The sequence below is a fragment of the Microbacterium sorbitolivorans genome, assembly GCF_003327285.1.
Classification (GTDB): domain Bacteria; phylum Actinomycetota; class Actinomycetes; order Actinomycetales; family Microbacteriaceae; genus Microbacterium; species Microbacterium sorbitolivorans.
Genome location: NZ_KZ848474.1, coordinates 83,368 through 99,128, shown reverse-complemented (window position 1 = coordinate 99,128; position 15,761 = coordinate 83,368). Strand labels below are relative to the sequence as shown.

General features: G+C 70.9%; 12 protein-coding genes. 6 read left to right on the top strand and 6 right to left on the bottom strand.

From position 1 onward, the window contains the following. The first annotated feature begins 60 nt into the window (after nucleotides 1–60). Complete coding sequence (locus DTO57_RS06185) at nucleotides 61–519, top strand: glutaminase (protein ID WP_114117366.1); 459 nt, start codon at nucleotides 61–63, stop codon at nucleotides 517–519. Nucleotides 520–527: 8 nt separating this feature from the next. Here DTO57_RS06185 and DTO57_RS06180 read toward each other — a convergent pair whose 3' ends face one another. Then, nucleotides 528–1,226, bottom strand: a complete 699-nt coding sequence (locus DTO57_RS06180) for a LysR family substrate-binding domain-containing protein (RefSeq protein ID WP_114117365.1) — start codon at nucleotides 1,224–1,226, stop codon at nucleotides 528–530. 61 nt (nucleotides 1,227–1,287) lie between these two features. Here DTO57_RS06180 and DTO57_RS06175 point away from each other — a divergent pair, with 61 nt between their 5' ends. Beyond that, nucleotides 1,288–2,250 (top strand): acetylxylan esterase, encoded by a 963-nt coding sequence (locus DTO57_RS06175; RefSeq protein WP_114117364.1) that lies wholly within the window; start codon nucleotides 1,288–1,290, stop codon nucleotides 2,248–2,250. Nucleotides 2,251–2,539: 289 nt separating this feature from the next. Here DTO57_RS06175 and DTO57_RS06170 read toward each other — a convergent pair whose 3' ends face one another. After that, nucleotides 2,540–2,947 (bottom strand): transferase, encoded by a 408-nt coding sequence (locus DTO57_RS06170; RefSeq protein ID WP_114117363.1) that lies wholly within the window; start codon nucleotides 2,945–2,947, stop codon nucleotides 2,540–2,542. 164 nt (nucleotides 2,948–3,111) lie between these two features. Between DTO57_RS06170 and DTO57_RS06165 the strand changes: the two genes are divergently transcribed. The 3 genes from DTO57_RS06165 to DTO57_RS06155 all read left to right on the top strand — a co-directional run bounded on the left by DTO57_RS06165 (nucleotide 3,112) and on the right by DTO57_RS06155 (nucleotide 6,024). Next, entirely contained in the window at nucleotides 3,112–4,329 is a 1,218-nt protein-coding gene (locus DTO57_RS06165; RefSeq protein ID WP_114117362.1) for a winged helix-turn-helix domain-containing protein, read from the top strand. A 244-nt stretch (nucleotides 4,330–4,573) separates the two neighbouring features. Continuing rightward, nucleotides 4,574–5,113, top strand: a complete 540-nt coding sequence (locus DTO57_RS06160) for a GNAT family N-acetyltransferase (RefSeq protein WP_162785679.1) — start codon at nucleotides 4,574–4,576, stop codon at nucleotides 5,111–5,113. 173 nt (nucleotides 5,114–5,286) lie between these two features. After that, nucleotides 5,287–6,024 carry a phosphotransferase gene (locus tag DTO57_RS06155; protein ID WP_114117360.1) on the top strand — a complete coding sequence of 246 codons (738 nt, stop codon included), beginning with the start codon at nucleotides 5,287–5,289 and terminating at the stop codon, nucleotides 6,022–6,024. Here the strand turns inward: DTO57_RS06155 and DTO57_RS06150 are convergent. The 4 genes from DTO57_RS06150 to DTO57_RS06135 form a co-directional block, all read right to left on the bottom strand. Further along, nucleotides 5,997–6,782: a DNA-formamidopyrimidine glycosylase family protein gene (locus DTO57_RS06150; protein WP_114117841.1), complete on the bottom strand. Its 786-nt coding sequence runs from the start codon at nucleotides 6,780–6,782 to the stop codon at nucleotides 5,997–5,999. The two genes, DTO57_RS06155 and DTO57_RS06150, sit on opposite strands and share 28 nt — an antisense overlap. A gap of 24 nt (nucleotides 6,783–6,806) precedes the next feature. Next, nucleotides 6,807–11,528, bottom strand: coding sequence for an ATP-dependent helicase (locus DTO57_RS06145; protein WP_114117359.1), 4,722 nt, complete (start codon nucleotides 11,526–11,528; stop codon nucleotides 6,807–6,809). A gap of 102 nt (nucleotides 11,529–11,630) precedes the next feature. Beyond that, entirely contained in the window at nucleotides 11,631–13,259 is a 1,629-nt protein-coding gene (locus tag DTO57_RS06140) for a bifunctional 3'-5' exonuclease/DNA polymerase (RefSeq protein WP_114117358.1), read from the bottom strand. Between the two features lie 119 nt (nucleotides 13,260–13,378). Then, nucleotides 13,379–14,242 carry a helix-turn-helix transcriptional regulator gene (locus DTO57_RS06135; RefSeq protein WP_114117357.1) on the bottom strand — a complete coding sequence of 288 codons (864 nt, stop codon included), beginning with the start codon at nucleotides 14,240–14,242 and terminating at the stop codon, nucleotides 13,379–13,381. 100 nt (nucleotides 14,243–14,342) lie between these two features. Here DTO57_RS06135 and DTO57_RS06130 point away from each other — a divergent pair, with 100 nt between their 5' ends. Continuing rightward, nucleotides 14,343–15,719, top strand: a complete 1,377-nt coding sequence (locus DTO57_RS06130) for an MFS transporter (protein ID WP_114117356.1) — start codon at nucleotides 14,343–14,345, stop codon at nucleotides 15,717–15,719. The last annotated feature ends 42 nt before the right edge of the window (nucleotides 15,720–15,761 follow it).

The window sequence follows — 15,761 nt, the reverse complement described above, 5'->3', positions numbered from 1 at the left end:
AGGTTCTAGATTTGAATGACTCAAATCTAGCATGTTCTGCGTCTTCGTAGAGTAGACCTCGTGAGTGAACTCCAGGAGCTGCTGTCGACCGCGCGCGAAAGGCTCGCCGGTATCCCGCGAGAGCGGCTCGGATCCGTGCGAGAGCCGGGCCGGATCCGCCGCGCGATCGGCGGCCGCGCGGTCATCGCGCCGGTCGCCGACGCCTGGCACGTCGGCGTGTTGCTGATCGGCGACGACGCGCTCTGGCGCACCGGATCCGTCCTTCGGGCGTCCGAGGAGGTGCGCCGCGGGTATGCGGCCGAGTCGCAGCGCGAGCGCGCGGCGATCCGCGGCATGGCGTTCCGCGGCGGGTTCGCGGAGGGCGAGACATTCCACTACGACTGGGCGCCGGTCGAGGGCCCCGACGACGCGCCGCTCACGCGCGACGGCGAGCGCATCATGATCCGCTGGTCGCCCGCCGGGTTCCTCATGCCGCTCGGCGATTATCTCGACGAGCAGGTGGGGTTGTTAGCGGGCTGACCTCGCTCTTAGCGGGATGACCGCGCCGTGCGGCCTCGGGTGATGCCGACGAAGGTTTGCACGTCTTCCGCGTCGCGATCGCGCAGCCACGCCAGCACGACGGGCGAGTCGGGCACGCCCGTGATGGGGCGGTACTCGACGTCCTTGCGGCGGTGCAGGCGCGCGAGCGACATCGGAATCACGGCGACGCCGATGCCCGTCGCGACCGTCGCGATCGTGTCCTCCGTCGACATTGCGGGGAACTTCGGCGCCTCGGTCGGCAGGCCGAGCGGCCCGTAGACGTCATCGGAGGGCGTCATCAGCACCTCGCCGACCAGGTCTTCAGGCGCGAGCTCCTCCGCGACGGTCAGGTCAGACTCGGCGCTCATTACGACGACGGGAACCTCGTCGTAGAGCGAGATCACGTGCAGGTCGTCGCCCTCGATCGGGCGCCGGCAGATCGCGACGTCGACGAGCCCGTCGCGCACCGCGGCGGCCTGATCCGCGAACGCGATCTCGACCAGCTCGATCGGCTGGTGCGGGCGCTGCAAACGCCACTGGCGGATCCACTTGCCCGGGGTCGCCCCCGGGACCGCACCCAGCCGGAACGGCGGAAGCGGATCCGGTTTCGGCGCCTGCTTTACGGATCGCTTCGTGGGGGACTTCGCGGATCCCTTCGTGGGGGCCTTCCGCACTCGCCCGCCGCGCGGGGCTTTGTTTTGCGCCATGTCTTAAGGTTACGGGCGCGTCACACGGCCCCGGTATGCTCACACCGACGAAGGGAATTCAATGCCGCATTTCGATCTGCCGCTTGAGAAGCTGCGCGACCGACGCTCCGATGTCGTCGCGCCCGACGATTTTGACGAGTTCTGGTCGAGCACGCTCGAGGGAAGCCGCGCGGCGCGCGGCGAGACCTACGCGCCCGAGGTCGACAACGGCCTCTCGATCGTGACGACGCACGACGTGACCTTCTCGGGCTTCGCGGGGGATCCGGTGAGCGCCTGGTACCACCGCCCCACCCACGTCGAGCCGACTGCCGTCGTCGTCGAATTCCTCGGCTACTCGGGCGGTCGCGGCCTATCGCACCAGGTCTCGGAGTGGGTCGCCGCCGGCTACGCGCACCTCCGCGTCGACACGCGCGGCCAGGGCTCGAACCTCGGCATGCAGGGCGCGACGACCGACCCGCACGGATCCGGACCCTCGACCCCGGGCAGCATGACGCGCGGCATCACGTCGCCGGAAGACTACTTCTACCGCCGCGTCTTCACCGACGCCGCCCGCGCCGTCGACGTGGCCCACGAGCTCGCGCCCGAGCTGCCCGTCTTCGTCACCGGCATCAGCCAGGGCGGCGGCATCGCGATCGCGGCCGCGGCCCTCGGAAACGACGTCGAGGGCGCGATGATCGACGTGCCGTTCCTGTGCGACTTCCCGCGCGCGACGAGCATCACCGACCGCGACCCCTACGCCGAACTCGTGCGCTACCTCGCGGCGTACCGCGAGCAGATCGACGAGACCTTCCGCACGCTCAGCTACTTCGACGGCGTGAACCTCGCGACGCGCGCCACCGTGCCCGCGCTGTTCTCGGTGGCGCTGATGGACGCGATCTGTCCGCCCTCCACCGTCTTCGGCGCCTTCAACGCCTGGGCCCACGACGACAAGCACATCGAGCACTACGCCTACAGCGGCCACGAGGGCGGCGGCCCCGTGCAGCGACGCAAGCAGCTCGACTGGCTGGCCGACCGGCTGGGTTGAGGCCGGTTCCGCTGCTGCCCGGGCCACCCCGTACACAACGACGCTAATTTTTGCCCTCGGGGCCCGATAAGTGCCAGTTTTAGGGCTTTGAGGCGAAAATTTGCGTCGTTGTGTACGCAGGCCCGGGGCCACTCCGGTTGCGCCGCTTCCGCGCCGCCCCGTACATAACGACGGAGATTTTTGGCCTTGAGGCCCGAAAAGGCCATTTTTGGGCCTTTGAGGTAAAAATTCGCGTCGTTATGTACACGAAGGCCGCCCCATGGGGCGGCCTTCTGACGTCTTGGCGTACTTATGCGGCGAGGTTGAAGCCTCGTCGGTCGGTGGCGATGCGCACGCCATCGAGAATCTTCTCGTCGTCGCCGATCAGCGACCCGCCCGCGATTTGGGCGCCGCGGCCGATGAAGCTGCGCACTCCGATTTTGGCCTTCGCGCCGACGGCGGCCTCGGGGCCGATGTGCGCGTTCGCGTCAATGAAAGCGCCTGCGCCGATGACGGCGCCCGGTTCGATCCAGGCCCCAGCCGAGATGGTCGCACCGTCGAGAACGCGCGCGTGCGGTTCGACATACGCCCCCGCCTCAATGCGAGCTGAGGCCGCGACCTTCGCTCCGTGCGCGACGAGCCCTCGGCCGTTCGCGTGCTTGCGGTATCGCAGCACCTCGCCGTTGTCATCTTCGATGTCTACGTAGTTCTTACCCACGGTGTCCCTCCAATTCTTGAGGCGGACAATCGGGACAACGCGTCCTGTGGGAGCGTTATTCCCGGGCGTTATGAGGTCATCCTCACTTATCTGTCGTCGTACCCACTATGACCCCCCTATGCGTTCGCTGTGAGAATATTGCCACCGCTGGTATCGTCGCCCCCATGGCCAGGATGACGCTGTCGGCGGGGGAGGCGCGGCGCGTTGCGCTCGCGGCGCAGGGGCTCGGCGGATCCAGGGAAGGCACGGTGAGTGCGCGCTCGATTCACGCCGCGATCGCCCGCATGGGCGTGCTGCAGATCGACTCGGTGAACGTCTTCGCGCGCTCGCACTACATGCCGCTGTTCTCGCGGCTCGGATCCTACGATCCCGCCGCCCTCGAGCGCGTCGTCTTCCGGCGGCGGAAGCCGACCCACGTCGAGTACATGGCGCACGAGGCCGCGTTCATGCCCGTGGTCGACTGGCCCCTGTGGGGCTTCCGGCGCGCCGCCGTGCGTGCGCGGTCAGGGCGCTGGGGTGGATGGGCGGCGGACAACGCCGGCGTCATCGACACCGTGAAAGCCGAACTCGCCGAGCGCGGCCCGCTCAAGCCGAGCGAAATCATTTCGGTCGAACGACAAGCGCGCGGCGGGCCGTGGTGGGACTGGGATCACGTCAAGCGCTCGCTTGAGTATCTCTGGGGCATCGGCGAGGTCGCGATCGCCGGGCGCGACGGGTTCGAGCGCGTCTACGGTCTCGCCGAACAGGTGCTCCCCGCCGATGTCTTGTTCGATGTCCCTCAGGACGATGCGATCCGCGAGCTCGTGCGTCGCGCGTCCCGCGCGCACGGCGTCGCGACGGTCGCCGACCTCGATGATTACTATCGGATCCGCGATCAGAAGGCCGTCCGAGCGGCCGTCGATTCGCTGGTCGACTCCGGTGATCTCTCGCCCGTCGCCGTCGAGGGATGGAACCGCCCCGCGTGGATCCACCGCGAGGCCCGCGTGCCGCGCGCGATCTCGCAGACGGCGCTGCTGACGCCGTTCGATCCCGTCGTATGGTTCCGCGACCGCGCCGAGCGAGTGTTCGATTTCAGCTATCGGATCGAGATATACGTCCCGGGCCCGAAACGCCAATACGGCTACTACTCGCTGCCGCTCGTGGTCGACGACCGCATCGCCGGACGCCTCGACCTGAAAGCCGACCGCGCCTCGGGAACGCTTCGGGTGCAGTCGGCGTGGTGGGAACACGGCGGCGCCGACCCCGCGCGCGTTGCCGCCGAGCTGCGCCGAGCCACCGCGTGGCAGGGCCTGGGCGACATCACGGTGTCGCGGTGGGGCAACGCGAGCGACGACCTCGCCGCCGCCCTCGGCGCGCAGCGCCACGACCACCCGAACGCGTAGGGGCCATTCCGGCATCAACTGGGACACGCTTCGGGGCGTGTCCCAGTTGTGGTGGGAATGCGGGGGTTATTCCCGCACGAAGTGGGACATGGGTTGGGGCGTGTCCCAGTTGTGGTGGGAATGCGGGGGTTATTCCCGCACGAAGTGGGACATGGGCTGGGGCGTGTCCCAGTTGTGGTGGGAATGCGGGGGTTATTCCGGCACGAAGTGGGACATGCCCCGGTAGCGTGAGGAGATGAACGGCGTGGAGTTCAGGTATCTGACCGACGGCGAGGTGCGGCAGCGCGCGCCCGAGATCTGGCAGGTCTACGACGCCATCTTTGGCGATCAGTCGTCGTACGACGACTGGCTCGACGGCATGCTTTTGCGCCACGCCGCCCGTGATCACTTCCGGTTCTCAGCCGCGCTTGACGGCGACGCGATCGTCGGAATCTCGTGGGGCTACCTGGGCGCTCCGGGGCAGTATTACACCGAGAGCGTGCGCGCCGCGATCGGCGACGCGGCCGCCGATCTCTGGCAGCCCGCCTTCGAGATCGTCGAGCTCGGGCTCCTGCCCGCATACCGCGGATCCGGGAACGGCCGCACCCTGCTTCGTCACCTCCTCGATGGAATCGACGAGCGCGTGATGCTGAGCACCTGGGACGACGACACTGACCCCGCAGTTCGGCTCTATCTCAGCGAGGGCTGGCATCGCATCGGCACCCATCCGAAGGCCGACGGATCCCGGCCGATGCAAATCATGGGCCGCCCGCGCGGAGGTGGCCCGCAACTGCGGAAGGACTAGGTGGGGTGATCCGCAGTTTGGGGTCACCGCTCGTGGGGCTCTGGGCTGCGCGCGACACGCAACGTGAGCCGTACCTTCGGAGATGGTCCGCAAGTGCGGAGGGAAAGGGCGGCTGGATCCGCAGTTTGGGGTCATCTCCGCACTTCGGGGCCGCGCGCCGATAGCGTGGCGGGATGGATCCCGACCACGTACCCAGCGACCTCGCCGGCGTGCCCGAGCACGCCGAGGTGCCCGCGATCGTCACCGCGCTCGACGGCGGGGAGCACGCCGAGGCGGTGTGGCTCAATGGGCTCGGCGGGCTCACGTTTCGGATCCCGGGCCGGCACGCGAAGTGGCAACCCGGATCCGCCGTCGACCTCGCCGACGAGGCCGCGCGCCTCGAGTGGGCGGCGGAGTTCGTCGCGGTTCCGAGCGTCGTCTCGTTCATCCGCGAGGGCGACGAACAGCTGCTCGTGACCGAGACCGTGCCGGGAATCTCGGCGGTGCTCGAACCCTGGCTGAGCCGGCCTCGCGAAACCGCCAGGGCCCTCGGCGCGGGGCTGCGCGCGTTCCACGACGCGCTTCCGGTCGAGGAATGCCCGTGGACGTGGTCGGTCGCCGACCGGCTTGCCCGCGTGGCGGATCCGTCGGCGCGCGAGCGGCTCGTGGATCCGGGGGTCTCGAAACTCGTCGTCTGTCACGGCGACGCGTGCGCGCCGAACACGCTGCTCGGATCCGACGGCCGCGCGACCGCGCACGTCGACCTCGGCGCGCTCGGGGTCGCCGACCTGTGGGCCGACCTCGCGGTGCTCGCGATGAGCGTCACCTGGAACTTCGGCGCGGGCCTCGAGAACGAGGTGTATGCCGGATACGGCATAGACCCGGATCCGGTGCGGATCGCCTTCTACCGCGAGCTCTGGAACGCTGAGTAGGGCGCGGGCGGCTGGCACGTCGGGCACCAGAACACGCGGCGCTGCCGGGTGGGATCCGGGCCGAGCGACGTCTCGCGGATGACCGTGCCGCACCGCCGACACGGCAGCCCCGCGCGTCCGTAGACCCACGTGTCCTGCCCGCGCACCCCCGTGAACGTGCGCACGGGGCGCCCGACGTTGCTGCGCAGGGCACGGGCGCCGAGATCGACGATCTCGCGGATCCCCCGCAGCGGATCCCGCGGATCCATGCCCCGCAGGAACAGCAGCTCGTTGCCGTAGATGTTGCCGAATCCGGCGACGTTCGTCTGGTCGAGGAGCGCGACATGCGCGGGCCGCGGATCGCGCTCGAGGCGCCGGACGGCCTCGTCGGCATCCCAGGCGCCCAGCGGATCCGGACCCAGGTGCGTGATCGCGTCGCGCTCGTCGCGGAGGAGTTCGACGATGCCGAGGTCGAATCCGACGGTCTGGTGCTCGGCGGTCGACACGATCGCGCGGGCCTGGAACGCGGGGCGCCGCCACCGCCCACCGGGCGCATAGACGTGCCACTCGCCCTCCATCTTGAGGTGCGTGTGGAGCGTGAAATTGCCGATGCGGTGCAGGATGTGCTTGCCGACCGCGCGCACGTCTCGCACGGTCTCGCCCGCCAGATCGGACGTCGCGGCGCGCGGAACTCGCAGCTCGAAACGCGTGAGAACGCGGCCCGCGAGCACCTCGTTGAGGCGCCGCGCGGTGCGGTGCGCGGTGTCACCCTCGGGCATCGGCGGCACCCCCGACGACACGCATCACCGGTGCATCTCCTTCCGCAGCGTCAGCCCCTTCGTCGCCTCGACGAACCCGGCCGCCCGCAGGTGGCGGGCGAGAGGGGAAGAGTAGGTGCCGGATCCGTTGACCTTCTCGACCGTGAGCGTCTCGAGCCGGCGGGCGCGGGCCGTCTCGGCGAGCCCGCGGGTGGCGGAGGCGAGCAGCGCGTCGTCGTCGGCGAAGGCGAGCACGGTGCGTCCGCCGCGTTCGAGATAGAGCACGAGCTCGCCGTCGACGAGCACGACGAGCGCGCCGGCCTTGCGTCCCGGCCGGTGCGTGACATCGTCGAGCGCCGGCCACGCGAGCGCGGCGCCGTACGGGTTCGCCGGATCCGTCGCCGCGAGAACGCGCGCCTTCAGCGGCGCCGGATCCGGGACCGCCGCGAACGTGCGCAGCCGGTCGATCGTCGACGACGCCGCGAATTGCGCCGCGCCGAGCTTTTCGATCAGGTAACCGCGGCGGCAGTGGCCGGCCTCCTCGAAGGTCGCGAGCGTGCGGTAGACCTGCGCGAAGCCGCCGGGGGCGCCCTCGTTCTGCACGGATCCGCGGGTGACGACGCCGTATCGGTCGAGCAGGACCGATGCGTGCGCGGCGGCGCGCGCCGTCGGATCCTCCTCCGGGGCGGGCAGGAGCGACCAGCGCCCGCCCGCGGTCGGATTGCGCACGGGTGTGGGGCGCGACATGCTCATGCCTCGGAACGTGCGGGTGCGCGGGGCGCGGCGGGTGGTCTTGTGGCTCTGGGATCCGCCCGAGAGCAGTTGACGCACGGGCGCGAAGGTGTCGTTCGTCGCGCGCCCGGCCCAGACGAGCCGCCACAGCGCCTCGGTCACGGCGGTCTCGGAGACCTCGGCCGCCTCGTCGGCGGTCAGCCGCGAGCGCACCATGTCGGCGATCTGCGAGGCGAAGAACGCGCCGCCCGGTTCGAGCGCGTCGCGCACGCGGGCGTCGAGCGGATCCGTGACGTCGTCGCCCTCGTCGAGCGTCAGCGGCACGGCGTCGCCGGGGTGCAGCGCGATCCAGCCGTCGCGGCCGGCGATTTGGCCGTGGCCCGACCAGACGACCTCGCCCGCGGCGGTGAGCTCGTCGAGCATCGCGGGGGTGTAGTCGGCGACGCGGCTCGGCAGGATCAGCGACTCCCACGCGCTCGCCGGGATCGGCACCCCCGCCAGTTCCTCGACAACCTGCAGCACGCCGTCGATGCCCTCGAGCGGGCGGTCCATGTGGTGCCACGACGGGAGGAAGCGAGCGAAGGCCGCGGGCGGGACGGGCTCGATGGATCCGCGGAGCGCCGCGAGCGAGCGCATGCGGATCCGCCGCAGGCCCTCGGCGTCGCACCACTCGGGCTCGTCGGTGCCTTCGGGCAGGAAGAACCCGCTGACGACGCGGCCGACCGATTCGAGGCGCGTGAGTGCATGGCGTGCGACGGCGGTGCCGATGCCGAGTCGGGCCGCGAGACCGGCGAGGGGGAATGGGCCGTGCGTGCGGGCGAAGCGGCTGACGAGGTCGGCCAGAGGATCGGCGACGGGCTCGGTGAACGCCACCGGAACGCCGACCGGGAGCGCCACGCCGAGCGCGTCGCGGAGGCGTCCGGCGTCTTCGATCGCGGCGTAGCGCTCGGTACCCGCGATGCTGACGCGGATCGCGCGCTTCGCGCGCACGAGCGCCTCGAGGTGCGCCTCTGCACGTGGGTCGCCAGCAATTGTCGCCTCGGGGTCGTTCGAGGCGACGTTTTGTGGCGACCCATCCGCGGGGGCGAGGCGCTCCGCGACCTCGCCGACCGACAGCGGCCCGAGCAGGCGCAGCAGGTCGGCCACTCCCTCGAGGCCGTGCACGCGGCGGTCGGCCGCGAGGCGCTGCACCTCGAGCACGTACCGCGCGACGACGTCCGGATCCAGCAGCTCGCGCATCTCGACGCGGCCCAGCAGCTCGCCGAGCAACGCCGGATCGACGCTGAGGGCCGCGGCCTTGCGCTCGCCGAGCGGCGAATCGCCCTCGTACATGAACGCGCCGACGTACCCGAACAGCAGGTCACGCGCGAACGGTGAGGGCTGCGCGGGCTCCGACTCGACGAGGCGGATCCGCCGCTCGCCGATCCCACGCGCGAGCCGCACAAGCGCGGGCAGGTCGTATACGTCTTGTAGCACCTCGCGCAGGGTCTCGAGGATCACGGGGAACGTCGGGTGGTTTCGAGCCACCTCGAGCAACGCCGCCGACCGCTGGCGCTGCTGCCACAGCGGCATGCGCTTGCCGGGCCGCAACCGCGGCATGAGCAGCGACCGCGCCGCGCACTCGCGGAACCGCGAGGCGAACAGCGCGGATCCACCGACCTCCTCGGTCACGATCTGCTCGAGCTCGTCGGGATCGAAGACGAACAGCTCCGCGCCCGGCGGCTCGCTATCGGCGTCGGGGATCCGCGCGACGATGCCGTCGTCGCTCGCAACCGCGGATCCGTCGACGCCGAGCCGCTCGCGGATCCGCGCGCCCACAGCCAGCGCCCACGGCGCGTGCACGTGCATGCCGTATGGGGAATGAAGAATGATGCGCCAGTCGCCGACCTCGTCGCGGCCGCGCTCGACCGTGAGGGTGACGTCGGTCGGCAGCGCCCCGGTGGCCTCGCGCTGATCGTCGAGGTGCGCGAGCAGGTTAATGCGGGCGTTGTCGTCGAGCCCGGCCTCGCGCAGGCGATGGTGGGCCGTCTCGGGGGCGGCCGCCGCGATCTCGCGCGTGAACTTGCCGAGGGCCTCGCCGAGCTCTGCGGGGCGGCCGAGGCCGTCGCCCGTCCAGAACGGCACGCGCCCCGGCTGGCCGAACGCGGGCACGACGTTGACGCGATCGTGGGTGATCTCGACGATGCGCCAGCTCGTCGTGCCGAGGGTGAAGACGTCGTTGACGCGCGACTCGTAGACCATCTCCTCGTCGAGCTCGCCGACGCGCGCGTTCTGCGTTTCGCCCGCGATGAAAACGCCGAAGAGACCCCGGTCGGGGATCGTGCCGCCGCTCGTCACCGCGAGCCGCTGCGCCCCCGGGCGGCCCTCGAAGACGCCGCGATCGCGATCCCAGACGATGCGCGGGCGCAGCTCGGCGAACTCGTCGGAGGGGTATCGGCCGGCGAGCAGATCCATCGTCGCCTCGAACGCGCTGCGCGGCAGGGTGCGGAAGGGAGCGCTGCGCCGCACGGTCTCGAACCACCCCTCGACCTCGAGCGAGTCGAGCGCCGACGCTGCGACGGTCTGCTGCGCGAGGATGTCGAGCGGGTTCTGCGGCACCGCGATCGCCTCGATGGATCCAGTGAGCATGCGCTCGGTGACCACCGCCGTGTGGAGGAGATCGCCGCGGTGCTTGGGGAAGAGGTCGGCACGGCTGACCTCGCCGACCTGGTGGCCCGCGCGGCCGATGCGCTGCAGCCCGCTCGCGGCGCTCGGCGGCGACTCGACCTGAATGACAAGATCGACGGCGCCCATGTCGATGCCGAGCTCGAGGCTGCTCGTCGCGACGACGCACTTCAGCAGGCCCGACTTCAGCTCCTCCTCGACGACGGCGCGCTGCTCTTTCGACACGGATCCGTGGTGCGCCTTCGCGAGCACCGGCGCGACCCCGGCGGTCTGGCCGGATTGCGCGATCATCTGCGCCGGCATGGCCTGATCGGGCACGTCGAGCCCCAGCCTCTCGGCATAGATCTCGTTCAGCCGGCCCGTGAGTCGTTCGGCGAGGCGCCGCGAGTTCGCGAACACGATCGTCGACGCGTTCTCGAGCACGCGATCGACGATCGCCTCCTCGACGTGCGGCCAGATGGATCCGGTGACCTCGACGTTTTCCGGCATCTCGTCGCCGCCGGCGGGCGTCCCCTCCCAGAACCGATCCTCGGCGGGCGATACCGGATCCCCACCCGCGAGATCCGCGCGGTGCGACGGCTCGCGCGCGCCCGCGGGAGGCGGGTTGGTCATGTCGTCGATCGGCACGCGCACCGCGAGCTCGAACGTCTTCGAGGCGCGCGGGGCGACGATATCGACGGGCGCGGATCCGCCGAGAAAGCGGGCGACCTCGTCGATCGGGCGGACCGTCGCCGACAGCCCGATGCGCTGGGCGGGCTCGTCGAGCAAGTCGTCGAGCCGCTCGAGCGAGACCGCGAGGTGCGCCCCGCGCTTCGACGACGCGACCGCGTGCACCTCGTCGACGATGACGGTGTGCACCTCTTTCAGGGTGTCGCGCGCGTTCGACGTGAGCATGAGGAAGAGCGACTCGGGCGTCGTGATGAGGATGTCGGGCGGGTTGCGCAGCATGCGCTGGCGGTCGCGCGGGGGAGTGTCGCCCGAGCGCACGCCGACCGAGACCTCCGGCGGATCGACCCCGAGCCGCTTCGCCGCCTGCGTGATGCCGACGAGGGGCGATTGCAGGTTGCGCTCGACGTCGACGCCGAGGGCCTTCAGTGGCGAAATGTAGAGGATTTTCGTGCGGCGTTTGGTCTTCGCGACCCGCCCCTCGAAGCCCGGGAGCGCGTCGTTCGACGAGCCTTCGCGGAACACGCGGTCGAGCGCCCAGAGGAAGGCGGAGAGGGTCTTACCGGATCCGGTCGGCGCCACCACGAGAGCGTGCCGCCCCGCCGCGATCGCCTGCCATGCGCCCGCCTGGGCGTCGGTCGGCGCGGCGAACGCGCCGCGGAACCATGCCGCGGTCGGTGCGCTGAAGCTCTCGAGAATGTCCACGGATCCATCCTCCCGCGAACCTCCGACAAACGAAGCTCCCCGCCAAAGGGTCGCCACAAAACGCCGCCCGGGCACCGCCCGAGGCGACGTTTTGTGGCGACCCTACTTCGCGGCGCTCTCGCCGATTCGCAGGTCGAGGGGGAAGTCGAGGGGGAAGGATCCGAAGAGGAGCCGTCCCGCGGTCGCCGCGGATTCGCTCATCGCCTCTGCCGCGGCTTCGGCCTGGTCTGCCGGCGCGTGCACGATGAGCTCGTCGTGCAGGAAGAACGCGATGTGCGCGCGGCGCGCGAACGCCGGTCCCGACGCGGGCGCCACCGCGGCAGACGCCGGCAGGCGCGCGAGCCGCAGCCGCAGGTCGGCCATCCACGCGAGCGCCCACTCGGCGGCGGTGCCCTGCACGATGAAGTTGCGCGTGAAGCGGCCGTAATCACGGGCGGCCCGCGGGTCCTCCTGATATGCCCGCTTGGCCTCGTACGTCAGGGCGGGCGAGGTTCGCCCGAGCCACGTGCGCACGGATCCGCCCTCCTCGCCGGTCTTCGCCGCCGCGTCGACCATGCCCATCGCGAGCGGATACGCCCGGCGCAATCGCGGCACGAGCCGCCCCGATTCGCCCGTCGTCGCGCCGTACATCGCGCCCAGCAGCGCCACCTTCGCCTCGGCGCGCGTCGCGACGGCGCCGCCCGCGACGATTCCCTCATACAGATCGCGCACCCGCGCCGCGTCGGCCATGCGCGTATCGCGCGCCATCGCCGCGAGAACGCGCGGCTCGAGCTGGGCGACATCGGCATCAACGATGACCCATCCCGGATCCGCTCGGAGCGCCCCGCGCAGCTGGCGCGGGATCTGCAGGGCGCCGCCGCCGTCGGCTCCCCAGCGTCCCGTGACGACGGCGCCGGGCATATACACCGGACGGAATCTATTGCCGCGCACCCACGTGTCGAGCCACGCCCATCCATTGGCCGCGAGCAGCCTCGACAGGCGCTTATATTCCAGTAGCGGCATGATCGCCGGATGGTCGATTTCGCGCAGCACCCACTTGCTCGTCGAGTCGACGAGGATCCCCGCCCGCCGTAGCGACTTCAGCAGCTGCGGGGGTGAATCGAGCGAGACCAGCGGATCCTCGAGCGCGGCGCGCACCTCGCCCGCGAGGCGCGCCATGTGCGCGGGCACCCCGCCGGGCCCGCGGGCCCCGAGAACCTCGTCGAGGATCCGCTTGTGGTGATCTTCGTCCCACGGGACGCCGGCCGAGCGGGCCTCGGCGGCGACGAGGGCACCTGCCGATTCTGCGGCGAGGAGGAGCTTCATGCGGCCCCGATCGGGCAGGGCATCGAGGGCGCGGTCCTGCCGATCGAGCTCGGCGAGCACCTCGTCGAGCGCATCACGGCGCGGCCGATCGATCTCGAAGAGCGTCTCGCCGTGCGCCTGATCCGGAGCGGTCCAGTCGACGTCGCTCGTCACATCGGCGCCCGCGTTCGCGAGGATCGCGTGGCTCAGCCGTAGGTCGAGGCACCGGTCAACGCGCACGCCCGCCGCAAGAATCTGCGGGTACCACTCGGCCGTCGACGCCCACACCCACCGCACGGCGCGCTCGGCCTCGCGCGCGGCGACCCACGCGGGCAGCTCGGCGCGGGACACGACCCGGCGCACGCCGCCCGGGACGGCGGCAACGACGGATCCATCGGCCGCCCGCCCCAGGGCGATCCTCGCCGCGTCGCCCCACGGATCCGTCACGGATCCAATCTACGCCGCGCCGCTGGGCGCGCTTCCGGTCGCTCAATCTGTTGTTCGTACACCCCCGGAAGAGCAGATTGCGCGACCGGAACGGCAGGGCCCCGGCCAACTCCGCACCCTTACGCCGCCAGCACATCCTCCCGGGCCGTCCACGAGGGTGCCGACGCCGTGAGCGCGGCGAGGCGCTCGAGGCGCTCGCGCGTGCGGGCGTCGGCGGGGCTCATGACGATGACGCGCGTGCCGCGCGCCGGATCCAGCCAGAGGCTCTGAAAATGAACCGTCAGATCACCAGCTGCGGGGGAGCGGTAGCGGCGGATCGACGGCCGGTCGTCGGCGACCTCGTACCGTTCCCACAGCTCGCGAAAGTGGGGCGACGCGTCGTGGAGGCGGGCGATGAGCAGGTCCCAGCGCGGATCCCCCGGGTGCTCGACGCGGCGCGCCCGCAGCCGCGCGGCGATCTCGGGCAACACGACATCCCGGTCGACGATCGCGGCGTTCCACACCGGATCCGTGAACATTAGCCACGCGCAATTGCGGTCCTCCGGCGCATAGTCGTCGAGGTCGTGGAACAGGAAGCGATAGGTCCGATTCGCGGCGACGATCTCGTACCCGTCGGCCTGGATCGCGGCGGGGAACGGCAGCAGGCTCTCGAGGAGCTCGGCCTGTTCGGGGCGGATCACCATGGGCGGGGCCGCCGCGACCGGCGCGCGCCCTGCGAGCACGAGCGCGTGATGCCGCTCGGCATCGGTCATCCGCAACACCCGCGCGACGGCCTCGATCACCTGGTCCGAGACGCCGGGCGCGCGTCCCTGTTCGAGCCACGTGTACCAGGTCACGCCAACGCCCGCGAGGGCGGCGACCTCCTCGCGGCGCAGCCCCGGCGTGCGGCGCCGGCCGCCGGGCGGGAGTCCCACCTCGGCAGGCGAGGTCTTCTCGCGGTGCGCGCGGAGGAAGGCGCCGAGCTCGCGCATCCGTTCGTCCATACCTCTACTCTCTCGCGCCCGGTGAGCGCGCGCCAGGTGGCGTCAGTAATAGGATCACCACGCTCTGGGTAACAGGATCTATCGCCCGCAGGGTGAATTCATGACCACTACGTTCCCCCGCACCCTCACGGCGCGCGGCCTCGCGATCCTCCTCGTCGCGTACATCCCGGTGAACTACGCCTTCGGATCCATCAACGTGATCGCGATCGACATCGGCCGCGACCTCAACGCGGGGTCCGCCGGACAGCAGCTCGTCCTCTCCGCCTATACGGCGACCTTCGCGGCGGCGCTCGTGATCGCCGGGCGTCTCGGCGACCGCTTCGGGCGACGCCGCATGATCGCCATCGGATCCGGCGCGACCGCGCTGCTCAGCCTCGCCTCGGCATTTTCGCCGAATCTCGCGGTGCTCGTCGCGCTCCGGATCCTGCTCGGCATCGCGGCGGGCATCCTCACGCCCCAGATCCTCGCGACGATCCACGCGACCGCAGAGGACGCGCGCCGCACGACCGGTGTCATGCTGTTCGCGGCGATGAGCGGCGGATCCACGGTCGTCGGCCAGCTGTTCGCGGGCGGGATCGCGCTCGTCGCGCCGGAACACATCGCCTGGCGCCTCGTGCAGGTCGTGGGAGGTCTCATCGCGATCGCCGGACTTCTCGGGATCCGCGCCGTGCCCGAATCGCGCGCCGCGGAGCGGCCGTCGATGGATCCGGTCGGCGCCGCGACGCTGGCAGCCGCGCTGCTCGCGATCGTCGTCTCGCTCACGCTCGAACCCGGATCCGGCTGGCCAGCATGGTCGATCGTCGCGCTCGCCGGCGGAATCATCGCGCTCGCCGCGTTCTGGCGGCTCCAGCTGCGACTCGAGCGCCGCGGCCTGATGCCGATCGTGCCGCCGGCAGTGTTGCGGATCCCCGTCGTGCGGCGCGGCATGATCGCGGCGCTGCTGTTCTTCATGACCTACGGCGCGATGCTCTACGAGCTGTCGGCGCTCGCGCGGGCGCGTTTTGGGATGGGATCCGCCGGCGCATCGCTCTTGGTGCTCGGCTTCGGCGTGGTGTTTATCGCGGCGTCGGTGATGCTGCCGCGGATCCTGCCGAAGGCTGGGCCCGGCACGATGTCGATCGCTGCTTTGGCACAGGCCGTGACCCTCGCGGCCGTCGCCGTGCTCGCCCTGACGGGGCACGACGGATTCTGGGCCCTGCAATCCGCGCTTCTCCCGATGGGCGTGGCGCAGGCAATGATGTTCGGCCCGCTGATCGGCGCTGTTCTCGGGCGCACGCCGCGCTGGGCCGCGGGATCCGCAAGTGGGCTCATCACGACGATGCAACAGGTGGGGCTGAGCCTCGGCGTCGCCGTGCTCGGCGGCCTGTTCCACGCGGCAGAGGGCGGCGCGGGGCTCGACATGGCGCTCGTCGTCGTGTTCGGGATCCACGCCGCCTGCGGGATCCTGTTCGCGCTCCTCGCGCGCCGGCTGCGGTGAGGATCCGGCGCCGCCCCCTCGGTTCCGGCCGCTCAAACTGTC